A 22,225-nucleotide genomic window follows, 5' to 3' on the forward strand; every position below is an offset into this window, starting at 1 on the left:
ACGGTGCAACATAGATCCAGTGTGGGAGCGGGCTTGCTCGCGAAGAGGCCGGAGCAGACGCTAGAGAATGACCTTGGCGACCCGCAATTCAGCAATCCGCTGCGCACTGAACCCCAGTTCCCCCAACACCTGATCCGTATGCTGCCCCAGCACCGAGCCAATATGCCGGGGCTCAGGCAAACCTTGCGAAAACTTCAGCGGACACGCCATCTGCGCCTGGCTTGATCCGTCGCCCCGCGGCACTTGCGCCACCAACTCCCGTGCCTGCAACTGCGGATGACGCAGCGCTTCTCCCAGGCTCAACACTGGCTCGACACAAGCATCCAGCTCCGCGAACAGCGCGCACAACTCGGCAAAGTCATGTTTTTCGAATTCGACCGTCAGCGCGTCCTTAAGCTGTTGCCGATGCACCAGTTGCGGCGACAGGCCGAGGCCGGCCAATTCTTCCAGCCCCAACGCCGTGCACAACTGCTTCATGAATGCCGGCTCCAGGCTGCCCACCGATAGCCAGCGCCCATCCCTGGAGCGGTAGTAGTCGTAGAAGCTGCCGCCATTGAGCACCTGGTTTTCCGGCCCCGGCTCGACGCCACAGGCCAGATACCCGGCACCGGCCATCGCATTCAGGCTGAACGCGCAGTCGGTCATGCTGACATCCAGGTGCTGGCCCTGACCGGTTTGCTGTCGGGCAATGACCGCCGCCAGCAAGCCAACCACCCCGTGCAACGAGCCACCGGCGACATCCGCCACCTGCATGCCCAACGGCAGCGGCCCACTGTCGGCCCGTCCGGTGTAACTCGCCAGCCCGGACAAGGCCAGGTAGTTGATGTCATGGCCGGCGCGGTCCTTGTAGGGGCCGGTCTGACCGTAGCCGGTGATCGACACATAAATCAATTCGGGCTTGATCGCCTTCAGGGCTTCGTAACCCAGGCCCAGACGCTCCATGACACCCGGGCGGAACTGCTCGAGCACAATGTCGTAGTCCTGCAGCAACGACTTGATCACCTCCAGCGCCTCGGGTTGCTTGAGGTCCAGGGCGAGGCTGCGCTTGTTGCGGTTGAGGTAGGCGTGGCTGGCTGACACGCCTTGATCGTGGGGCGGCAACACCCGCAGCAGATCCATGCGGGTCGGTGATTCGATGCGCAGCACTTCGGCGCCCATGTCCGCCAGCAGCAACGAGGCGAACGGCCCCGGCAGCAATGTCGAGAAATCCAGAACCTTGAGTGATGCCAGTGGACCGGGCATGAGCGTTCTCCCTTGACGATGCCCACAGCCTAGGCAGCCGATCGCTTTGCAGCAATCACCTTATGCGCCATGTGCAGTGACCGTTGTGCTCAATCACCGGGCATGAAAAAACCCGCCGAAGCGGGTTTTTCATTACAACAAGGCTTACTTGGCGTTGGTCGGGGTTGCCCCTTCGACGTGGCCCAAAACATCGTCTTTAGGCTCGTCGGCAATGCCGCGACCGCCAGAGGCCAGCTCCGCTTGCAACACGTCGGTGTCCAGTTCCTTGACCCACTTGGCCACGACGACGGTGGCAACGGCGTTGCCGATCAGGTTGGTCAGGGCACGGGCTTCGGACATGAAACGGTCGATGCCGAGGATCAGCGCGAGGCCGGCAACCGGCAGGTGGCCCACCGCCGACAGGGTCGCAGCCAGTACGATGAAACCGCTACCGGTCACGCCCGCAGCACCCTTGGACGACAGCAGCAACACCACCAGCAGGGTGATCTGATGCGTGATGTCCATGTGGGTGTCGGTGGCCTGGGCAATGAATACCGCGGCCATGGTCAGGTAGATGGCGGTACCGTCGAGGTTGAACGAGTAGCCGGTCGGGATCACCAGGCCTACTACGGATTTCTTCGCACCCAGACGTTCCATCTTGATCAGCATGCGTGGCAGCACCGACTCCGAAGAGGAAGTGCCCAGCACGATCAGCAGTTCCTCACGGATGTAGCGGATCATTTTCAGAACGCTGAAGCCGTGGGCGCGAGCGATACCACCCAGTACGATCAGGATGAACAGCAGGCAAGTGATATAGAAGCACGCCATCAGTTGACCCAGCTGCACCAGCGAGCCGACACCGTAGGCACCGATGGTGAACGCCATGGCACCGAAGGCACCGATTGGCGCGAGCTTCATGATCATGTTGATGATGTTGAACATCACGTGGGCGAAACGATCGATGAAGTCCAGCAGCGGCTTGCCGTAGGCACCCAGGCGATGCAGGGCGAAACCGAAGATCACCGAGAACATCAACACTTGCAGGATGTCGCCGGTGGCGAAGGCGCCGACGATGGTGGTCGGGATCACGTTCAGCAGGAAGCCGACGACGCTTTGGTCAGCACCGGCCGCAACATAAGCGGCAACCTTGGAGGCATCCAGGGTAGCGACGTCAATGTGCATGCCATTGCCTGGCTGCACGATGTTGACCACGGCCAGACCGACCAACAAGGCAATGGTCGAAACGATCTCGAAGTACAGCAGCGCATAACCACCGGTCTTGCCGACCGACTTCATGCTCTGCATGCCGGCGATACCGCTGACAACGGTACAGAAGATGATCGGGGCGATGATCATTTTGATCAGCTTGATGAACCCGTCACCCAACGGTTTAACGGCCACACCGAGCTGTGGGTAGTAATGACCGAGTGCGATACCGATGACAATTGCAACGATCACCTGGAAATACAGGGATTTGTACAGTGGCTGACGAGTCGTCATTGCAAAGTTCCTCAAGGGTGCCCGGTGGCAACATCCAGCTGTTGCCCGCAACACCGCAATTGCGAACCCTCCTGCACTGGAGGGATTTGTTTTTTCGAGCTGCGCAACGGCAGGCATCTGCATGTTGTATCGCAAGGCCCGTGCCACCTTGCGCAAAATCCCTGCAAGCCTTTTGATATCAGGGGTCGCAGCGATTTCCCTGTCACCGGACGGTTACAATCATGTGGCGGATTTCCGCCCTTCCATTAAAAGACGTCCTGCAATTTGGCGGATATCCGCCCTGTTCACGCCCGCAGTGCGCAGCTACCATCCGTCGTTCAACGGTCAGAACTGCTGTCATGCGCGAACGCACCATTGCCAGTCATTTCGCCCGCGCCGCCCTTGGCGGTGCGCGTCGGCACGGCTACGACTTTTCGGGCCTGCTACAACAACTGGGGATCAGCCCCGAGTTGCTGGACGAACCCCGGGCGCGCATCGCTCCAGAGCAATTCACCCAACTGATTCAGGCCTTATGGCTGGCACTGGACGACGAGTACCTGGGGTTCGGGCAAGCCCCCAGCAGGCCGGGCAGTTTCGCGATGATGTGCCATGCCGTGATTCACTGCCGCAGCCTGGATAAGGCACTCAATCGCGGCTTATTGTTTTATAGCCTATTCCCCGGGGCTCCGCGCTTGACCCTGAGCCGCGAAGATGAATGGGTCCGCCTCAGCCTCGACGACTCGCAACTTTGGGATCCGGATCATTTTCTCAGCGAAAGCCTGCTGGTGATCTGGCACCGTTTCGGCAGCTGGCTGATCGGCCAGCGCATTCGCCTGGAACAGGCCGCGTTCAGCTACCCCCGGCCGGAACACGGCGCCGAGTACGACCTGCTGTTTTCCTGCCCGCTCGAGTTTTCCAGCCCCCAGAGCAGCCTGTTGTTTCACAGCCGCTACCTGGCCATGCCGCTGTTGCAGGATGAACGCACCCTCAAGCATTTCCTCGAGCGCTCCCCCGCCGACCTGCTCTCGCGCCCGGACGATGGCGACAGCTTGAGCAGCCGCTTGCGCCGTTTGCTCAGTCGCGACAGTTCACGCTGGCCCGATCTGGAAGCCGTGGCCGCGCAGCTGCACATCAGTCCGCAGACCTTGCGCCGGCATTTGCGGGAAGAGGGATCGAGCTTTCAGGAGTTGAAGGACCAGTTGCGCCGGGACATCGCGATTTATCACCTGAGCCGCGCCGACCTGTCGTTGCAACAGATCGCCGAGCTTCTGGGGTTTTCCGAGCCGTCGGCATTTCACCGGGCGTTCAAGAAGTGGACGGGGCTGACGCCGGGGGCTTATCGGGCGCAGGAGAACTGAGTTTCAGGAGCAATTTTTTCTGGTGTGTTCACTGGCCTCTTCGCGGGCAAGCCCGCTCCCACAGGGTATTGAGTTAGTCAGATGATTTTTGAACAACTTCGGCCGATGTGGGAGCGGGCTTGCCCGCGAAGAGGCCCGAAAGAGCACAATCAAACTCCAGGTCATACCACCGGAAAATGAATCCGGAACGCCGCCCCGCCCATCGGTGAATCGCCCAAGGTCAGCTTGGCGCTGTAGCTCTCGATGATGTCCTTGACCACCGCCAGGCCGATGCCCTGCCCCGGGTGCTGACGGTCCAGGCGCTCGCCGCGCTCGAGAATCCGTGCGCGTTGATCCTGTGGTACGCCGGGGCCGTCGTCCTCGACACACAACTCGATGCCGCCAAGGGTTTCGCGCACGCTGATGCGTATTTCGCCCAGGCACAGGCGATAGGCGTTTTCCAGCAGGTTGCCCATCATCTCCAATAGAGCGCCCTGCTCGATCGGTACGTAGCACGGGTCGGGCAGGTCGAACGCGACGTGCACGCGCTTGTCGCGATAAACCTTGTCCAGCGTGTCGCACAGGCTTTTCAGCACCGGGTGCAAACGCACCTGATGACGTACCAGACCGCTTTTGCGCAGGCTGGCGCGCTGCAACTGGTAGCTGATCTGCTGGCTCATGCGTTCGATCTGGGTTTGCAGAACCCAGGCCTGATCGCGATCCTCCGGACGCAGGGCCAGGTCTTCGCTGACGCCTTGCAACACCGCCAGCGGCGTTTTCAGGCTATGGGCCAGGTCATCGAGGGAATCACGGTAGCGACTGCGCTGCTCACGCTCACTGTGCAGCAACCGGTTGAGAGAACCGGTGAGGCGCAGCAATTCCCGGGGATGTTCCTCACTGAGGCTTTCGCGGGTGCCACCTTCGATCTGATCCAGTTCCTGGCTCAAGCGCCGCAATGCCTGCAGGCCCCAGGTCAGTCCGATCCACAACAACGCCAGCAGCACCAGCAGTGCCGCGCCAAAACCCAGATAGAGATTTTCTCGCAGGCCTTCCAGGGTCAGTTCGTACTCACGAACCGGCTGCAGCGCCACGATGCTGAAGGCTGCGCTTTTGCCACCGAGCAACTTGACCTCGACGTCGTAGACGAAGAACTCCTGGCCATTGGCTTCACGGATCCGCGCAAACTCGTTGCCACGTCCGTCGTAGCGCGGCTTGTAATTGATGTGTTCTTCCCGGGTCGCCTTCGAACGCCAGACCAGATGCCCCTCACGGTCATAGATGTAGCCGAGCAATCGGCTGTCGGTGAGGTTGAAGCGTTCGTCGGGCAGCTGCTCCGGCATCTGCAGGCTGTTGTTCTCCACCCGGGCGGCAGAGATCAACGTAGTCACGTCCGATGCCAGACGCTGCTCGATGGAGTCTTGCAACGCCAGGCTGAAGGCCCCCTGCATCGCCGGCAGCAACGCCAGCATGAACAACACCGCCAACAGCGTGGCGGCGAGCATCAAGCGGATGCGCAGCGAACGGATCAAGTGCAACGCTCATTGAACAGGTAGCCCAGGCCGCGCACGGTATCGATCGGTTTGAACCCGCCCGGCCCCTCCAGTTTGCGGCGCAGACGACCGACCAGCACCTCGATCACATTCGGATCACGCTCGTCATCATCCGGATAGAGCTGCTCCATCAAGCGGTCCTTGGGCACCACTTGCTGATGGTGACGCATCAGGTATTCGAGAATGCGGTACTCATACGCGGTCAGTGCCAACGGCTGATCGTCGAGGGATGCCTGCTTGCGGTTCAGGTCCAGCAGCAACGGACCAGCAACGATGGTCGACTGGGTGAAGCCGCTGGAGCGGCGCAGCAAGGCATTCAGGCGAGCCTCCAGTTCTTCGAACTGAAACGGCTTGACCACGTAATCGTCGGCACCGGCGGCCAGGCCTTCGACCTTGTCCTGCCAGTTGCCTCGCGCGGTGAGGATCAGGATCGGGAAAGTTTTGCCACCTGAGCGCAACTGCCGGATCAGGTCGAGACCGCTCATGCCCGGCAGACCGAGGTCGATCACCGCCAGGTCAAAGTTGAACTGCGCGGTCTGATACAGCGCCTCCTCGCCGTTGGCCACGGACTCGACCACATGGCCGCTCTCCGTCAGGCGGGTTTTCAGGTGATGACGAAGCAGCGCTTCATCTTCGACGACCAGCAGTTTCATAACGCTCTCCCGGGCAAATCAACATCTCCAGAGGCACAACGTCGCACCTCGATAGCTAACATGGCAATGCCGGACCAGCCACTCGGGTTGATCCGGCACAGGCCGCTCGCGAAACGCTTGTCAGAAAGCGTAGTTGGCGGACAGGTAAGTCTGGGCGCTGCTGGTCAGGTCCAGCGAACCCCGCTTGCTGCCACCACGCTGACTCATCTCGGTGCTGGCGTTGCTGCGCAGGTAACGGTAACCCAGTTCAACCGAGGTGTTCTGCGAAACCTGTTGCAGCACACCCGCCTGGGCGCCGATGGCGTAACCGATATCGCTGTCGCGGCTGAAGCCTGGCGACTCCTGAGTCATTTTGGTCAGGCCGGCCGTGGCACCACCGAACAGCCTGGTGCTACCGCCCACCGGGTAAAACAGATCGTAGCTGCCCAGGAGGTTTTCCTGACGCAGTTTAATGCCGTTGTGCGAGCCCGACACATTGTCGTAAGTGGCGTAGTACCGGCCCTTGGTGTTTTGCTGGCCCAGACGGACACCCCAGGTGGTGTCCTTGCCGATCACGCCATCGGCGTTCGGATGGTTCAGGTTGTCGTTCAGGGCGTGGGACTTTTTGACCTTGTCGCTGGTCTGTCCAAGAGTAATGCTGGCAAAGTTATCGTCGGATGCGAAGGCTGCGGTGCTTGCGCCCAGTACAGTGAATGCCAGAAGCAGTTTTTTGAATCCAGTCATTGGGAGTGTCCTCATGTGCCGTTTGTTTATTGGGTACGGGGCAAGGTTACGCACCGAGCCCTGAACTCCCCCTGAACGCACTCTGAACCCGGGCTGAACCGCCCCCTCCCGAATGTTTCGACACTTTTCAAGAGGAGTTCCGATCATGCGCATGTTCTTCGCCGTCCTCCTGTTGGCCTTGAGCGGGCTCAGCCAGGCTGCCATCCAGACCCGGGAAATCCCCTACCAGAGTGCCGATGGCACGAAAATGATCGGCTATTACGCCTACGACGATGCCCTCAAGGGTCCGCGCCCCGGCGTCGTGGTGGTGCATGAATGGTGGGGACTCAACGACTACGCCAAGCGCCGCGCCCGTGACCTTGCCGGCCTGGGCTACAGCGCCCTGGCCATTGACATGTACGGTGACGGCAAAAACACCGAGCACCCCAAAGACGCCATGGCCTTCATGCAAGCCGTGGCAAAAGACAGTGCCGTGTCGAGCGCGAGGTTTCAGGCCGGGCTCGACCTGCTCAAGCAACAACCGCAAACCGATCCGCATAAAATCGCCGCCATCGGCTACTGCTTCGGTGGTGGCGTGGTGCTCAATGCCGCAAGACAGGGCGTGCCATTGGCAGGCGTGGTGAGTTTCCATGGCGCGCTGACGACCAATACACCGGCAACGCCAGGCAGCGTCAAGGCGAAGATCCTTGTGGAGCACGGAGCACTGGACAGCATCGTCACCCAGGAAAACATCACGGCTTTCAAGAGCGAGATGGACAAGGCCGGCGCCGACTACAGATTCGTCAGCCTCGACGGCGCCAGGCATGGCTTCACCAACCCGGATGCCGATCGACTTGGCCATGGCGATCATGGCGGGCCGGACATTGGCTACAACAAGACTGCGGATGAAAAATCCTGGGCGGACATGCAGGCGTTCTTCAAAAGGATCTTTGGTTAACCCTGATATTTGTGGCGAGGGGGCAAGCCCCCTCGCCACAAAAGCCGTCTGCTACTACCCAGCCCCAGGGCAACCCGGCAAAATGCCCCGCATGAACTCCACTCATGCCCTGCCCGTCTGCTGCACCCCCCTCGATGACCATTGGCCGCTGCCGTTTGTGCTGCCCGATACGGTCCTGCTGAGCACTCATTTCGATAGCTCCCGACTGGCCAGCGATGACTTTCAGCGCAGTGCTGTGGAGGCACCGGCGAGCATTCAGCGCTCTGTCGCCAAACGGCAGGCGGAGTTTCTCGCCGGGCGGGTGTGCGCGCGGGCCGCGTTACAGCGGCTCGAAGGCCTGGGCTACATTCCGGCCATCGGTGAAGACCGGGCACCGGTCTGGCCTGCCCATATCACTGGCTCGATCACCCATAGCACTGGCCGGGCCGCGGCGATTGTCGCGAACAAAAGCCATTGGCGCGGCCTGGGCATGGATCTGGAAGTCCTGCTCAATGCCGATCGGGCCGAACGCCTGGCCGGGGAAATCCTCAATCCGCCGGAGCTACAGCGCATGGCGGCCGGTGATCACGATCTACGGGCGTTGTTGGTCACCCTGACTTTCTCGGTCAAGGAAAGCCTGTTCAAGGCGCTCTATCCGATCGTTCAGCAACGGTTTTATTTCGAACACGCCGAAGTGCTGGAGTGGTCTGAGTCGGGAGAGGTGCGGTTGCGGCTGCTCACCGATCTGTCCCGCGAATGGCGCAACGGCACCGAGCTGGATGCGCAGTTCGGGGTCAAGGATGGGCAGTTGTTGAGTCTGGTCAGCATCAGGGCCTGAGTTTTTTTGCGCATGGCAGGGCCCCTTCGCGAGCAAGCCCGCTCCCACACTGGATCTGTAGTGTTCACAAAGCCCAATGTGGGAGCGGGCTTGCTCGCGAAAGCGGTTGAACATTCACCGAAAATCTCAGCGTTTCTCCTGATTCCGCGGCCAACTCAAACTGAAACACGCACCACCCAGGCTTTTGCTCTTGCCGATCAACGCCCGCCCGCCATGCCAATGGATGATGCGTCGCACAATGGACAGGCCTAACCCATGGCCTCCAGAAGCACGGGTACGGCTGTCGTCGAGACGCAGGAACGGTGTAAAGATCTTCTCCCATGCCGACTCCGGCACCCCCGGCCCGTCATCCTCGATATCCACCCGGCATCGCTGCTGCCCCACCTGATAGCTGATGGTCACCCGTGATTGCGCATGGCGCATGGCATTGCTCACCAGATTCTGGATCGCCCGGTGCAGATAACGCGGTTCGGCCTCGACCCAGGCATCGTCGTTATCGGCTGCCGACAGGCACAACCCGCGCTGTACCGTGACGTCGGCGCGCAACGGCGCCAGCTCTTCAATCACTTGATTGACCAAGGCATCCAGATCGATCCGCTGAAAGTTCAGCGCCGGAGAACCCTGTTCGAGCCGCGCGTAGGTCAGCATCTCGTCGACCAGCCGGTCGAGGTCCTCGATGTCGTGATCCATGCCCTGGCAGTATTTTTCCAGGGCTTGTGGCGTGGTGGCCGAGCCGATCATCTCCAGGCCAAAGCGCAGGCGCGCCACCGGCGTGCGCAATTCGTGGGACACCGCGCGCACCAGTTCACGCTGGATCGCCAGCAACTGTTGCAGGTGTTCAGCCATGCCGTTGAAGGCCGAGGCCAGGCGCCCTACGGAATCCGCGCCGCGCGCCGGCACGCGGGTTTCCAGGCTGCCCTTGGCGATGCGCGTGGCCGCGGCCTCCAGGCCACGCAAGCGGCGCTCGAGCTGACGCACCAACAGATAAACGATCAGGCCGATCAGCGTCAGGCCCAGCGCGGCGATCAGCACCAGCCATTCCGGGGGATAAGGATTCATCTGGTACAACGGGCCGATTTCCAGGACCCACGGCGTGCCGACCATGCCGGCAAACACCCTAATCGAATCGCCCCCCTTGCCCAGCGCCATCACCGTATCGCCCTCGGACACCCGGCGGCTCTGGTCTTCGTCCATGTCCGCCTCGTCAACCGTGACCAGGCGCAGCTCGAAGCCGAAGCCCTTGCTCTCCTTCAATTGCGCCAGGCGCAAGGGCTGGTCGGCTACCGGAGTCCGCACCAGTTCATCGGTCAACAGGTAGATGGTCGCCCGGGCCAGTTGTTCGCTGATCTGCTGCACTTCCCCGGTGAGCATCAACTGCTCCTTGTCGCTGACCAGCTTGTACACCTTCGCCGCGTGCGGCCCGGTCTGTTCCACCAATGCCTGGCCGCGCAACACACGAGTGCGCTGGGTCAGGTCGAGGTCAGTCTCGGTAAAGGTTTTCAGCGCCAGCGGAATGCCCAGCAGCCGCTCCCACACCAGCAAGGCCCGGTGACGCTCGGTCTGGTTCATCGGTTGCAGGTTGTCGGCCATCAGCGAAAACGTGCCGTGGGCCAGGCGCTCGCGGTATTGCTCGCTGCGCACCTGATTGAGCAGGTGCAACGCCAGCACACCGAGCACCGCCACCAGAATCAGCGCGGCACACATGCCGCCATAGATGCGCAGGAAGATCGAATTCACAGGGTCTGGTCTACGCAAGCCTCGGGAACGAACAGATAGCCTTTGCTGCGCACGGTCTTGATCAGCCGTGGATGCTCCGGATCATCGCCGATCTTCGGGCGGATGCGCGAGATGCGCACATCGATGGAGCGGTCCTGGCCGTCATAGCCGATGCCCCGCAGTGCGGTAAAGATTTCCTCCCGGGAGAGGATGCGACCGGCATTGGCCACCAATAGCCAGAGCAAGTCGAATTCGGCGCTGGTCAGCTCGATGCCGTTGCCCTGCAACCAGGCTTCGCGCAAGGCGTTGTCGACGATCAGCGGGCCGAACTGCAGGCGCCGCTGTTTTTCCGGGGCGACTTCGGGCGCTTCACTGCGACGCAGCAAGGCCTGGATGCGCGCCAGCAGCAGACGCGGGCGTACCGGTTTGCACACGTAGTCGTCAGCCCCCAGGTCCAGGCCGAGAATCTGGTCAGCGTCATCGGTGCGGGCGGTGAGCATCAGGATCGGGCCGTCATATCGGGCGCGGACCTTGCGGCAAATGCTCAGGCCATCTTCACCGGGGAGCATCAGGTCGAGGATCACCAGGTCCGGTTGCTCCTTGATGATGCGGTTCGCAGCAAGCGCTCCATCGCCTTCGATCGATACACGCAGGCCATTGGCTTCCAGGTAATCGCGGGTCAGTTCGGCCAGTCGCTGGTCGTCCTCCACAATCAATACCTGCCAGGCTTCTTGCTCCACGGGTGACCTCTGCTTGCCAAAAACACTAATAAGGAAGGATCCGCCCGTCTTTTTGTAATGATTCGGGAAGATAAATATGTATACACGCTGGGCCGATTGTATAAACGCCGCCCGTCGAGAACACAAGCGGGTAAATGCGTTCGGACAACAGGGTTTTTTGTGATAGGGTTCGCGCCCTTAAAAATCCGAACGAGCATTTTCGATCGTAGAAAATTGCTGAAAAAAGGTCCGGTCCAGCAGTGTCGCGGCCTACACGCCGGTTCCCTCTTTCACACACAATTTACGCACAGGTTTATCCACAGGTAGTACGTTGCAATCCCCCCCTAAAACGCATTATCTTGTAGCCCGGCGCTAAAAAAACCCTAGATATGGGGTTTTGCGCAAAAAACCAAACACAAACCAGACACCAATTTCAAGCGCTATTATTGCCTCTGTCCGGTTGAACCAAACGTATTTTCGAAAGACCAAAACGCGCGTGCGGATGGCTACTGTATTTCGGCCCCGAGTGGCGAAAACGGTACGGGTGTTGCAGTCCCGACTGTCACCTGCAATGGATCCCGGTTTCAGGCCCAAGGCGTGAGACCAAAGACTTCGGCATGGAAGCGGCGCCCGATAAAGCCCCCTTCCTACTGTCCCGAAGTTGTTATGCCCGGCGCTCGCCGGTTGTAGTGCTTCAGGACGGAACGGTGGGCACCGTGATGGTGCCCAAACAAACATAGAGAATGTGGAGACACTCCCCCATGCAAACCGACACAACTCGCGAGAACCCGCAGGGCACCTTGCCGCCGGCCGCTGATTCGAATTCGGATCTGTCCGCCACCGCGCCTGGCCAACTGCGCGTGATCAAGCGTAACGGCACTGTCGTTCCCTACACCGATGACAAAATCACCGTCGCCATCACCAAAGCGTTTCTCGCAGTTGAGGGCGGCACCGCTGCCGCCTCGTCGCGAATCCACGACACCGTTGCCCGCCTGACCGAACAGGTCACCGCGACCTTCAAGCGTCGCATGCCATCGGGCGGCACCATCCACATCGAAGAAATCCAGGACCAGGTCGAACTGGCCCTGATGCGTGCCGGCGAGCAGAAAGTGGCTCGCGACTACGTGATCTACCGTGATGCCCGCTCCAAGGAACGTGCCGTGCGTGCGCCGGCCGAAGAAGCGGTCAACGCTCACCCGTCGATCCGCATCACCCGTGCCGACGGCAGCCTGGCGCCGCTGGACATGGGCCGCCTGAACACCATCGTCACCGAAGCGTGCGAAGGCCTGGAAGAAGTCGACGGCGACCTGATCCAGCGCGAAACCCTGAAGAACCTGTACGACGGCGTGGCCCTGAACGACGTCAACACCGCCCTGGTGATGACTGCCCGTACCCTGGTTGAACGCGAGCCGAACTACTCGTTCGTGACCGCGCGCCTGCTGATGGACACCCTGCGCGCCGAAGGCCTGGGCTTCCTCGGCGTGGCCGAAAGCGCCACCCACCACGAAATGGCCGACCTGTACGCCAAGGCACTGCCGGCCTACGTCGCCAAAGGCATCGAGTTCGAACTGCTGAACCCTGTGCTGGCCGAATTCGACCTGGAAAAACTGGGCAAGGCAATCAACCACGAGCGCGACCAGCAATTCACCTACCTGGGCCTGCAAACCCTGTACGACCGCTACTTCATCCACAAGGATGGCGTGCGTTTCGAACTGCCGCAGATCTTCTTCATGCGTGTGGCCATGGGCTTGGCGATCGAAGAGAAAGCCCGTGAAGACCGCGCGATCGAGTTCTACAACCTGCTGTCGTCCTTCGACTACATGGCGTCGACTCCAACCCTGTTCAACGCCGGTACCCTGCGTCCACAGCTGTCGAGCTGCTACCTGACCACCGTGCCGGATGACCTGTCGGGCATCTACCACGCGATCCACGACAACGCCATGCTGTCGAAATTCGCTGGCGGCCTGGGCAACGACTGGACGCCGGTTCGTGCGCTGGGTTCGTACATCAAGGGCACCAACGGCAAATCCCAGGGCGTCGTGCCGTTCTTGAAAGTCGTCAACGACACCGCCGTTGCCGTTAACCAGGGTGGCAAGCGCAAAGGCGCTGTGTGTGCCTACCTGGAAACCTGGCACATGGACATCGAAGAGTTCATCGAGCTGCGCAAGAACACCGGTGATGACCGCCGTCGTACCCACGACATGAACACCGCCAACTGGATCCCTGACCTGTTCATGAAGCGCGTCTTCGATGACGGCAAGTGGACCCTGTTCTCGCCGTCCGAAGTGCCGGACCTGCACGACCTGACCGGCAAGGCCTTCGAAGAGCGCTACGAGTACTACGAAGCCCTCACCGAGTACCCGGGCAAGGTCAAGCTGTTCAAGACCATCCAGGCCAAAGACCTGTGGCGCAAGATGCTGTCCATGCTGTTCGAAACCGGCCACCCATGGCTGACTTTCAAAGACCCGTGCAACCTGCGCAGCCCGCAGCAGCACGTCGGCGTGGTCCACAGCTCGAACCTGTGCACCGAGATCACCTTGAACACCAACAAGGACGAGATCGCCGTTTGCAACCTGGGCTCGATCAACCTGCCGAACCACATCGTCGACGGCAAGCTGGACACCGCCAAGCTGCAACGCACCGTGAACACCGCCGTGCGCATGCTCGACAACGTGATCGACATCAACTACTACTCGGTGCCGCAAGCGAAGAACTCCAACTTCAAGCACCGTCCGGTCGGCCTGGGCATCATGGGCTTCCAGGATGCGCTGTACCTGCAGCACATTCCTTACGGTTCCGACGCTGCCGTAGAGTTCGCCGACAAGTCGATGGAAGCGGTCAGCTACTACGCGATCCAGGCTTCCTGCGACCTGGCCGACGAGCGTGGCGCGTACGAGACCTTCAACGGTTCGCTGTGGTCCAAAGGCATCCTGCCGCTGGATTCGCAACAGATCCTGATCGAGGCTCGCGGCCAGAAGTACATCGATGTCGACCTGAACGAAACCCTGGACTGGGCACCGGTTCGCGCCCGTGTACAGAAAGGCATTCGTAACTCGAACATCATGGCCATCGCACCGACCGCGACCATCGCCAACATCACCGGCGTGTCGCAGTCGATCGAACCGACCTACCAGAACCTGTATGTGAAATCGAACCTGTCGGGCGAATTCACCGTGATCAACCCGTACCTGGTTCGCGACCTGAAGGCTCGCGACCTGTGGGACTCGGTCATGATCAACGACCTGAAGTACTACGACGGTTCGGTGCAGCAGATCGAGCGCATCCCGCAAGAACTCAAAGAGCTCTACGCGACTGCATTCGAAGTGGACACCAAGTGGATCGTCGACGCCGCCAGCCGTCGTCAGAAGTGGATCGACCAGGCTCAATCGCTGAACCTGTACATCGCCGGCGCTTCGGGCAAGAAGCTGGACGTGACCTACCGCATGGCCTGGTACCGCGGTCTGAAGACCACTTACTACCTCCGTGCCCTGGCTGCGACCAGCACCGAGAAGTCGACCATCAACACCGGCAAGCTGAACGCTGTTTCCAGCGGTGGCAACCACGGTGAAGATTCGGTCCTGGCAGCGCCAGCCGGCCCTGCTCCAGTGCCGAAGGCTTGCGCCATCGACGAGCCGGATTGCGAAGCTTGCCAATAAGCTGAGCCGGTAACACAAAACCCCCCGACAGGCCTTCGGCTTGTCGGGGGTTTTCTTTTACCTGCCTGTAGGAGCGAGCTCGCTCGCGATGGGCGCTAACGATAACGCGCGCTGACTGGTTAAACGCGGCGCCTTTTAGTCCATCGCGAGCAAGCTCGCTCCTACAAAGGGCCAGGTTTTTCCTGGATAAACACCATCGACTGTAGGAGCGAGCTTGCTCGCGATGGGCGCTAACGATAACGCGTGCTGACTGGTTAAACGTGGCGCTCTTAAGTCCATCGCGAGCAGGCTCGCTCCTACAGGGGGCCAGGTTTTTCCTGGATAAACACCATCGACTGTAGGAGCGAGCTTGCTCGCGATGGGCGCTAACGATAACGCGTGCTGACTGGTTAAACGCGGCGCCTTTTAGTCCATCGCGAGCAAGCTCGCTCCTACAAAGGGCCGGTTTTTTCCTGGATAAACACCATCGACTGTAGGAGCGAGCTTGCTCGCGATGGGCGCTAACGATAACGCGTGCTGACTGGTTAAACGCGGCGCCTTTTAGTCCATCGCGAGCAAGCTCGCTCCTACAAAGGGCCGGTTTTTTCCTGGATAAACACCATCGACTGTAGGAGCGAGCTTGCTCGCGATGGGCGCTAACGATAACGCGTGCTGACTGGTTAAACGTGGCGCTCTTAAGTCCATCGCGAGCAGGCTCGCTCCTACAGGGGGCCAGGTTTTTCCTGGATAAACACCATCGACTGTAGGAGCGAGCTCGCTCGCGATGGGTGCTAACGATAACGCGTGCTGACTGGTTAAACGTGGCGCTCTTAAGTCCATCGCGAGCAGGCTCGCTCCTACAGGGGGCCAGGTTTTTCCTGGATAAACACCATCGACTTTAGGAGCGAGCTCGCTCGCGATGGGCGCTAACGATAACGCGTGCTGACTGGTTAAACGTGGCGCTCTTAAGTCCATCGCGAGCAGGCTCGCTCCTACAGGGGGCCAGGTTTTTCCTGGATAAACACCATCGACTGTAGGAGCGAGCTCGCTCGCGATGGGCGCTAACGATAACGCGTGCTGACTGGTTAAACGTGGCGCTCTTAAGTCCATCGCGAGCAGGCTCGCTCCTACAGGGGGCCAGGTTTTTCCTGGATAAACACCATCGACTGTAGGAGCGAGCTCGCTCGCGATGGGCGCTAACGATAACGCGTGCTGACTGGTTAAACACGGCGTTCTTAAGTCCATCGCGAGCAGGCTCGCTCCTACAGGAGCGCATCACATCCAACACCAAACCTCAGGCCACAAAAAAGCCCCTCTATCGAGGGGCTTTTCATACAGCGCGACCCAGCATCAAGTCATCTGAATGATGGTCTGCATGATGGTGCTCTGGGTGGAGATGGTCTTGGCGTTCGCCTGATAGTTGCTCTGCGCCTTGATCAGGTCGACCAGTTCGTTGGTCAGGTTGACGTTGGACTCTTCCAGAGAGTTGGAAACGATCGACCCCAGGGTGCCGGTTTCCGGCGCATCGTAGCCCGGGATGCCCGACGCATAGGTTTCTTTCCAGCTGGTGCCACCTACCGGCTGCAGGCCTTGCTCGTTGGTGAAGCTGGCCAGGGAAATCTGGCCGATCGGCTTGGTCTGGTTGTTGCTGAAGTTGGCCAGCAGCACGCCGCTGCCGTCGATGGTCAGGTTGGTGATCTGGCCAGTGGCGTAACCGTTCTGCGAAGGAATCGAACGTGCGGTATCGGCGTTGAACTGGGTGGTGTTGGCCATGGAAATGGTCACACCGGCCGGGTCGGCGGCAGCACCGTTGGCTGTCCATACGCCATTGGTCACGGTACCCGGCGTCCAGTTACTGATTTTCAGGTCGCTGCTGATGATCGGCGCGGGTGTCGGGACGGTTGGCGGCACGGTCGGTGGCACCGGCGTGCTGACCGAGACCAGTTTGCCGGAAGAGTCGAACGTCATGGTCGAAGGAATCGGCGCGGTCACCTTGGGATCGCTGCCGTCAGGATTGCGACCATCGATCAGGGTGTAGGTATCCCAGGTGTTCGGCCCGGTCTTGACCATGTATTGATCCATAGGGTGCTGGTTACCCTGAGTATCGAAAACCGGGGTACTGAACGACTTGGTGAACGTCGCAGTCTTGGACGGATCGAACTTGTTGGCAGCCACTGTCTGGTCGATCACCGGCGACGTGGAGTTCAGGTTGATGGTCGACGAAACCAGGTTGGTGGACTTCGGCGCCAGGTTGGAGGTATCGATCCGCAGGTCGGTCAGCACGCCGTTGACGATCTTGCCGTTGGAGTCCACACCATAACCTTGCAGGCGGGCAGTGCCGTCGCTGTTGGTGACGTAGCCGTCCTTGTCAGTCTTGAACGTACCGGCACGGGTGTAGGTCAGCGAGCCGTTGTTGCTCAGGACAAAAAAGCCATTGCCCTGGATACCCATGTCGAGCACGTTGCCGGTGTTGTTCACGTCACCCTGGCCGAACTGCTGGGAAACGTTGGACAGGCGCACGCCGTTGCCGACGGTCTTGCTGCCAGTGCCCAGGCGGGTCGCCGAGTACACGTCTTCGAATTCTGCACGGGACGATTTGAAACCGGTGGTCGCGACGTTGGCGATGTTGTTGCCGGTCACGTCCAGTTGTTTGTTGGCTGCATAGAGACCGCTAAGGCCGATATTGAAAGACATCATCACTCCTTTGTGCCGTGTTAGTCGGCTCTACATACCAATGGTTTGAACTTTGGACAGGGCAACGCTGCCCAGCCCGGCCAGATTGAGCATCAACTCACCGCCGGTCTGGCTGATGGTCACGCTGTTGACGGTCGCGGGCAGGTTGGTGATCAACGCGACGGACTTGCCATCGATCGTGGTGGTGGCACCGAACGTGTAGGTGCCCGCAGGTACCGTCTCACCCGCATCGTTCTTGCCGTCCCAGATGAAGCTGGCATTGCCGGCCTTCTGCGAACCGAGGTCGATGGTGCGCACGGTCTTGCCGCTGGAGTCGGTGATCTTCAGGGTGGCGGACGCCACCGAAGACGGAACCACCACCGTGCCGCTGAGGCTCTTGGTGGTATCGACCACGGCCTTGTCGCCCGGTGCGATGACCGAACGGCCCACCAGCGACGACGCCTGCAGTGCCTGGGACGAGTTGTAGTTGCTGGCCAGGCCGCTCACGGTGTTGTTGAGCGTGGTAATGCCTTCCAGGCTACTGAACTGCGCCAGCTGGGCCACGAACGCGCCGTTGTCCTGGGGCTCCAGCGGGTTCTGGTTTTTCAGCTGGGTCACCAGCAACTGCAGGAACGCATCCTTGCCCAGGGCCTTGTTGCCCGTGGCGCTGCCGGCTGCCGACGCGAGGCCGTCAGTCGTGGTGTTGGTCTTGATCGAGGAGTTGGCCAGGATGTCGTTGAGGCTCAAACCACTGGTGGAATCGGTAACACTCATCTGAGTCGCCCCTTATCACTGACCGAGGGTCAGGACCTTCTGCATCATGGTTTTGGCGGTGTTCATCATTTCGGCGTTGGTCTGAAACGAACGGCTCGCGGAAATCATGTCGGCCATTTCTTCAACCACGTTGACGTTCGGGTAGTAGACGTAGCCCTTGGCATCGGCCGCCGGATGGTTCGGCTCGTAGCGCGCCTCGAGGTTGCTCTGGTCTTCGACCACACCCAGTACCTGCACGCCCTGCCCGGCAGCGTCCTGGCTCTGGAACAGCGAGTCGCTGCCGCCGCTCTGGCCGCCCTGGAACATGGTGGCGAACACCGGGTGGCGCGCGCGGTAGGTCTGATCGATGCTCGACGAGACGGTCTCGGCGTTGGCGATGTTCGAAGCGACGGTGTTCAAACGCGTGGTCTGCGCACTCATGCCGCTACCGGCAATGTTGAAAACACTGGATAGAGACATGGCTTACTCTCCGCGCAGGGCTGATACCAGCCCTTTGAATTTGCTGTTGAGCAGGGTGAAGCTGGCCTGGAAGCCGATCGCGTTTTCCGCGTAGTTCGACTGCTCCAGCTGAGCATCCACGGTGTTCTGGTCGATCGACGGTTGCATCGGCGTGCGATACAGCAACGACTCATCGCCATTGCCCAGACCTTCAGCTTCGATATGACGGCTGTTGGTCATGTTCAAGGCGAACGTGCCGTTTTTGGTTTTCTCGTTCTGCTCGGCGAGCACTTTCGAGAAGTCCAGATCCCGAGCCTTGTAGTTCGGGGTATCGGCGTTGGCGATGTTGTTGGCCAGGACTTCGGCACGCTGGGCGCGGAAGCCCAGGGCTTGTTCGTGGATACCGAGCGCTTTATCGAAGCTGATGCTCATGTCGGGAAACCTTCGGGTGACCTGATTTTTCGTAGGATCAACTTAGCAAGCCCCATGCCAATTCAAAAAAGCCCGGAAACCGGGGCTTTGCCGGTCATGGCAACGCGGCAATGCCAGAAAAGCGGCAACGGTTTTCCGCCGTATGCCGCTTTTCTGCCGCTTCCTCCAATCCAAAGGACACCGCCATCCCTGTAGGAGCGAGCTTGCTCGCGATGCAAGATTGATCAACACCCGTGTCCGCTGACACACCATCGCGAGCAAGCTCGCTCCTACAGGTGTATGCGCTGTTAGCGGGATATCGGCAGGCATAAAAAAAGGGAGTCCATGAGGACTCCCTTTTTCGATGACACCCGCAAAAATCACTTCGCTTGGTAAATGATCCCCGGGCTGCACTGGACCATCTGGTAATGATCCGGCAAACCGTTCAGCGCTTCGGAAGCACCGAGGAACAGGTACCCCCCCGGCTTCAACGTACTGTGGATGCGCAACAGGATGTCCTTCTTCACCTCGGCGGAGAAGTAGATCAGCACGTTGCGGCAGAACACGATATCGAACTTGCCCAGGCTCGCGTAGCTGTCCAGCAGGTTGAAGGAACGGAACTCCACCCGGCTCTTGATCGGCGCCTTGATCGCCCAGCGCCCCGGCCCTTTCGGGTCGAAATAACGCTGCAGGCGCTCTGGCGACAGACCACGGCCGATGGCCAGGCTGTCGTACTCGCCAGTCTTGCAGTTGGTCAGCATGGTGCCGGACAGGTCGGTGGCAACAATCTGCACGCCCATCCGCAACTGGCCCATGTTGACCCGCTCGAACTCGTCGATGGACATCGACAGCGAATACGGTTCCTGGCCTGAGGAGCACGCCGCCGACCAGATGCGCAGGCGCTGGCCGGGACTGGCCTTGATCGCTTCGGGCAGTACCTTGTTCTTCAAGACTTCAAACGGGTAGGTGTCACGAAACCACAGGGTTTCGTTGGTGGTCATGGCGTCTACCACCTGCTCGCGCAAACCGCTGCGCGGCTGGGTCTGCATGCGCTGAACCAGCTCCCCCAGAGACTTGATGCCTTGCTGTTCCATCAGTTTGTTGAGACGGCTGGAGACCAGGTACTGCTTGTTTTCACCGAGCAAAATGCCACAGGCTTTTTCCAGGAACACCCGGAACTGTTCGAAATCCAAATTACCCGTAGACAATGATGCCGCCTCTTAAATCGTGTTGACTGCCAGGGGTGCAGGCCCCTAGCTGATATCTGCAGCCTTGATCCGGTCGACTACCCGGGATGCCAGGTCATCAGGACGGAATTTGGCCAGGAAGTCATCGGCACCGACCTTCTTGACCATCGCCTGGTTGAAAACCCCCGACAACGAAGTATGCAGGATGATATGAAGCTTTTGCATGCGCGGGTCGTTGCGGATTTCCGCCGTCAGTGTGTACCCGTCCATCTCCGGCATCTCGATGTCGGAAATCATCATCAGGAACTCTTCTTCCGGTTTCTTGCCCTCATCGACCAGTTTGCGCAGGTAATCCAGCGCTTGCCGACCGTCGTTCAACGCCACCACTTCGACGCCGACCGTTTGCAAACAACGCGTGACCTGCTTGCGCGCCACCGACGAGTCATCGACCGTCAGCACACGCAACGAAAGTGCCTTGTGCTGGGTTTCGACATCCACCACACCCACGGAAATCGCTTCCGGCGTCGGCGCCACTTCTGCCAGCACCTTCTCGACGTCGATGATTTCGACCAACTGATTGTCAACCCGCGTCACTGCCGTCAGGTAGTGATCGCGCCCGGTGCCCTTGGGCGGCGGATGGATCTCCTCCCAGTTCATGTTGACGATGCGTTCCACCGAGCGGACCAGGAAACCCTGGGTCTTGGTGTTGTACTCCGTGATGATCACGAAGGGATTGTTCTTGTCCTTCAAAGCACCGGAGCCGGTCGCCATCGCCAGATCAAGGATCGGTATGGTCGCCCCCCGGATGTTCGCCACACCGCACACGACAGGACTGGATTTGGGCATCAGCGTCAGTTGGGGGCATTGCAGCACCTCCCGAACCTTGAACACGTTGATCCCGTACAGCTGCTGGCCGTCGAGACGGAACAACAACAGCTCCAGGCGATTCTGCCCCACCAGTTGCGTGCGCTGGTTTACCGAATCCATTACACCAGCCATGCCCAGACTCCTACACCAACGCCAAGTGTTGTTGCGACGCGCCTTCATCACTAAACGGCACGGCGCTTGCTTTTTTAATCGTTATGAACACAGAACCGACATTTTTTCGACGCCTGACCACACCCTGCCGCAAATTGCTCGGCGTGCTGGCGGCTGTTTGCCTGTTCAACGCTGGCAGCCCTGCCCTTGCTGACGCGGTTACCTTGCCTGACATGCTTATCGGCGTCACTCAGGGCTTTCTTGAATTCACCGTAGAAGACTATCTGGCTACCAGTCAAACGGAAGGTCGCTACGAGATTCAGGTCAACCCGCTCGATCCGCGCATGCACATGCCCATGTGCGACAAGGAATTGACAGCAACCCTTGAGAGCCCCAAGCCGCTGGGACGGGTCACGGTCAAGGTCCGCTGCGAGGGCGCCGCCCCCTGGACCGTCTTCGTGCCCGCTCAAGTCCGCCTGTTTCGCGATGTCGTGACCACCGCCCGGCCACTGCGTCGCGCCGCCATTGTCGAACCCGGGGACGTGGTCCTGCGCGAGCGCGATATCAGCCTGATCAGCCAGGGCTACTTGACCTCCCTTGATCAGGCGATCGGGCAGCGACTGACCCGACCAACGGTCGCCGACCAGGTGATTACCCTGGTGCACATCGAACAGGCCGAGGTCATCCGCAAGGGTGATCAGGTGGTGATTACCGCCCGCAGCGGTACGCTCAGCGTGCGCATGCCGGGCGAAGCCCTGTCAAACGGCGGCCTGAGCGAACAGATCCGGGTGAAAAACCTCAACTCCCAGCGAGTCATCAAGGCGCAGGTCATGGCGCCGGGGCAGGTAGAAGTGTCCATGTAAGGTTCTCGGTTCACCGGAATGTGGCGCTTGCCGCGGCTGTTCCCTAGACTGTGCTCCATGCAGGGCAAGCGCTGACGCGCGCGAGGTTCATTGATAAATGGACCTAAAGTTTTC

18 protein-coding genes are annotated in these 22,225 nt (G+C 60.1%); 5 read left to right on the plus strand and 13 right to left on the minus strand.

Annotation, left to right across the window (positions count from 1 at the left end; translation table 11 throughout):
• Positions 1 to 60 precede the first annotated feature (60 nt).
• Together AC06G5_RS23265 and AC06G5_RS23270 are read right to left on the minus strand one after the other, a co-directional pair.
• Positions 61 to 1,242, minus strand: coding sequence for a CaiB/BaiF CoA transferase family protein (locus AC06G5_RS23265; protein ID WP_480458395.1), 1,182 nt, complete (start codon positions 1,240 to 1,242; stop codon positions 61 to 63).
• Positions 1,243 to 1,386: 144 nt separating this feature from the next.
• Complete coding sequence (locus tag AC06G5_RS23270; protein ID WP_413428126.1) at positions 1,387 to 2,721, minus strand: dicarboxylate/amino acid:cation symporter; 1,335 nt, start codon at positions 2,719 to 2,721, stop codon at positions 1,387 to 1,389.
• A gap of 338 nt (positions 2,722 to 3,059) precedes the next feature.
• On the opposite strand from AC06G5_RS23270, the gene AC06G5_RS23275 reads away from it, so the two are divergent.
• The gene (locus AC06G5_RS23275) at positions 3,060 to 4,058 is read left to right on the plus strand and encodes an AraC family transcriptional regulator (protein ID WP_413428125.1); all 999 of its coding nucleotides are present in this window, start codon (positions 3,060 to 3,062) and stop codon (positions 4,056 to 4,058) included.
• Positions 4,059 to 4,219: 161 nt separating this feature from the next.
• Here the strand turns inward: AC06G5_RS23275 and AC06G5_RS23280 are convergent, their stop codons facing one another.
• From AC06G5_RS23280 to AC06G5_RS23290, 3 genes are all read right to left on the minus strand, one after another.
• A complete protein-coding gene (locus tag AC06G5_RS23280; RefSeq protein ID WP_413428124.1) occupies positions 4,220 to 5,566 on the minus strand; it encodes an ATP-binding protein in 1,347 nt (448 codons plus the stop codon).
• Positions 5,563 to 6,240: a response regulator transcription factor gene (locus tag AC06G5_RS23285; RefSeq protein WP_111281548.1), complete on the minus strand. Its 678-nt coding sequence runs from the start codon at positions 6,238 to 6,240 to the stop codon at positions 5,563 to 5,565. Before AC06G5_RS23285 ends, AC06G5_RS23280 begins: the two co-directional genes overlap by 4 nt.
• Before the next feature lie 120 nt (positions 6,241 to 6,360).
• Positions 6,361 to 6,963 carry a hypothetical protein gene (locus AC06G5_RS23290; protein WP_480458399.1) on the minus strand — a complete coding sequence of 201 codons (603 nt, stop codon included), beginning with the start codon at positions 6,961 to 6,963 and terminating at the stop codon, positions 6,361 to 6,363.
• 145 nt (positions 6,964 to 7,108) lie between these two features.
• Between AC06G5_RS23290 and AC06G5_RS23295 the strand changes: the two genes are divergently transcribed.
• Complete coding sequence (locus AC06G5_RS23295) at positions 7,109 to 7,900, plus strand: dienelactone hydrolase family protein (protein ID WP_413428122.1); 792 nt, start codon at positions 7,109 to 7,111, stop codon at positions 7,898 to 7,900.
• Positions 7,901 to 7,991: 91 nt separating this feature from the next.
• The gene (locus AC06G5_RS23300; protein ID WP_413704136.1) at positions 7,992 to 8,717 is read left to right on the plus strand and encodes a 4'-phosphopantetheinyl transferase family protein; all 726 of its coding nucleotides are present in this window, start codon (positions 7,992 to 7,994) and stop codon (positions 8,715 to 8,717) included.
• Positions 8,718 to 8,843: 126 nt separating this feature from the next.
• Here the strand turns inward: AC06G5_RS23300 and AC06G5_RS23305 are convergent, their stop codons facing one another.
• Positions 8,844 to 10,454 (minus strand): ATP-binding protein, encoded by a 1,611-nt coding sequence (locus AC06G5_RS23305; RefSeq protein WP_413428120.1) that lies wholly within the window; start codon positions 10,452 to 10,454, stop codon positions 8,844 to 8,846.
• Positions 10,451 to 11,173 (minus strand): response regulator, encoded by a 723-nt coding sequence (locus AC06G5_RS23310; RefSeq protein ID WP_413428119.1) that lies wholly within the window; start codon positions 11,171 to 11,173, stop codon positions 10,451 to 10,453. Before AC06G5_RS23310 ends, AC06G5_RS23305 begins: the two co-directional genes overlap by 4 nt.
• A gap of 740 nt (positions 11,174 to 11,913) precedes the next feature.
• Between AC06G5_RS23310 and AC06G5_RS23315 the strand changes: the two genes are divergently transcribed.
• Positions 11,914 to 14,808 carry a ribonucleoside-diphosphate reductase subunit alpha gene (locus AC06G5_RS23315; RefSeq protein ID WP_413428118.1) on the plus strand — a complete coding sequence of 965 codons (2,895 nt, stop codon included), beginning with the start codon at positions 11,914 to 11,916 and terminating at the stop codon, positions 14,806 to 14,808.
• Positions 14,809 to 16,137: 1,329 nt separating this feature from the next.
• On the opposite strand, the gene flgE is transcribed toward AC06G5_RS23315, so the two are convergent.
• The 6 genes from flgE to AC06G5_RS23345 form a co-directional block, all read right to left on the minus strand.
• Positions 16,138 to 17,481: a flagellar hook protein FlgE gene (gene flgE / locus AC06G5_RS23320; protein WP_413427710.1), complete on the minus strand. Its 1,344-nt coding sequence runs from the start codon at positions 17,479 to 17,481 to the stop codon at positions 16,138 to 16,140.
• A gap of 30 nt (positions 17,482 to 17,511) precedes the next feature.
• Entirely contained in the window at positions 17,512 to 18,234 is a 723-nt protein-coding gene (gene flgD / locus AC06G5_RS23325) for a flagellar hook assembly protein FlgD (RefSeq protein ID WP_413427709.1), read from the minus strand.
• Positions 18,235 to 18,249: 15 nt separating this feature from the next.
• Positions 18,250 to 18,693, minus strand: a complete 444-nt coding sequence (flgC, locus tag AC06G5_RS23330; protein ID WP_007980123.1) for a flagellar basal body rod protein FlgC — start codon at positions 18,691 to 18,693, stop codon at positions 18,250 to 18,252.
• Between the two features lie 3 nt (positions 18,694 to 18,696).
• A complete protein-coding gene (gene flgB, locus AC06G5_RS23335; protein ID WP_007988729.1) occupies positions 18,697 to 19,104 on the minus strand; it encodes a flagellar basal body rod protein FlgB in 408 nt (135 codons plus the stop codon).
• A gap of 359 nt (positions 19,105 to 19,463) precedes the next feature.
• Positions 19,464 to 20,291, minus strand: coding sequence for a protein-glutamate O-methyltransferase CheR (cheR, locus tag AC06G5_RS23340; protein WP_057399089.1), 828 nt, complete (start codon positions 20,289 to 20,291; stop codon positions 19,464 to 19,466).
• A 45-nt stretch (positions 20,292 to 20,336) separates the two neighbouring features.
• Entirely contained in the window at positions 20,337 to 21,269 is a 933-nt protein-coding gene (locus AC06G5_RS23345; protein WP_015096472.1) for a chemotaxis protein CheV, read from the minus strand.
• Between the two features lie 83 nt (positions 21,270 to 21,352).
• Between AC06G5_RS23345 and flgA the strand changes: the two genes are divergently transcribed.
• The gene (flgA, locus tag AC06G5_RS23350) at positions 21,353 to 22,111 is read left to right on the plus strand and encodes a flagellar basal body P-ring formation chaperone FlgA (protein ID WP_413427708.1); all 759 of its coding nucleotides are present in this window, start codon (positions 21,353 to 21,355) and stop codon (positions 22,109 to 22,111) included.
• Positions 22,112 to 22,225: the final 114 nt, after the last annotated feature.

The organism is Pseudomonas sp. WT-JTC, assembly GCF_056711565.1.

Excerpts from the sequence above, each read along its gene's own strand:
- flgA (WP_413427708.1), top strand. The coding sequence starts at position 21,353 with ATGAACACAGAACCGACATTTTTTCGACGCCTGACCACACCCTGCCGC.
- AC06G5_RS23295 (WP_413428122.1), top strand. The coding sequence starts at position 7,109 with ATGCGCATGTTCTTCGCCGTCCTCCTGTTGGCCTTGAGCGGGCTCAGC.
- AC06G5_RS23315 (WP_413428118.1), top strand. The coding sequence starts at position 11,914 with ATGCAAACCGACACAACTCGCGAGAACCCGCAGGGCACCTTGCCGCCG.
- flgE (WP_413427710.1), bottom strand. The coding sequence starts at position 17,481 with ATGTCTTTCAATATCGGCCTTAGCGGTCTCTATGCAGCCAACAAACAA.
- AC06G5_RS23345 (WP_015096472.1), bottom strand. The coding sequence starts at position 21,269 with ATGGCTGGTGTAATGGATTCGGTAAACCAGCGCACGCAACTGGTGGGG.
- AC06G5_RS23265 (WP_480458395.1), bottom strand. The coding sequence starts at position 1,242 with ATGCCCGGTCCACTGGCATCACTCAAGGTTCTGGATTTCTCGACATTG.
- flgD (WP_413427709.1), bottom strand. The coding sequence starts at position 18,234 with ATGAGTGTTACCGATTCCACCAGTGGTTTGAGCCTCAACGACATCCTG.
- AC06G5_RS23275 (WP_413428125.1), top strand. The coding sequence starts at position 3,060 with ATGCGCGAACGCACCATTGCCAGTCATTTCGCCCGCGCCGCCCTTGGC.
- AC06G5_RS23300 (WP_413704136.1), top strand. The coding sequence starts at position 7,992 with ATGAACTCCACTCATGCCCTGCCCGTCTGCTGCACCCCCCTCGATGAC.
- AC06G5_RS23270 (WP_413428126.1), bottom strand. The coding sequence starts at position 2,721 with ATGACGACTCGTCAGCCACTGTACAAATCCCTGTATTTCCAGGTGATC.
- AC06G5_RS23285 (WP_111281548.1), bottom strand. The coding sequence starts at position 6,240 with ATGAAACTGCTGGTCGTCGAAGATGAAGCGCTGCTTCGTCATCACCTG.
- flgC (WP_007980123.1), bottom strand. The coding sequence starts at position 18,693 with ATGTCTCTATCCAGTGTTTTCAACATTGCCGGTAGCGGCATGAGTGCG.
- AC06G5_RS23290 (WP_480458399.1), bottom strand. The coding sequence starts at position 6,963 with ATGACTGGATTCAAAAAACTGCTTCTGGCATTCACTGTACTGGGCGCA.
- flgB (WP_007988729.1), bottom strand. The coding sequence starts at position 19,104 with ATGAGCATCAGCTTCGATAAAGCGCTCGGTATCCACGAACAAGCCCTG.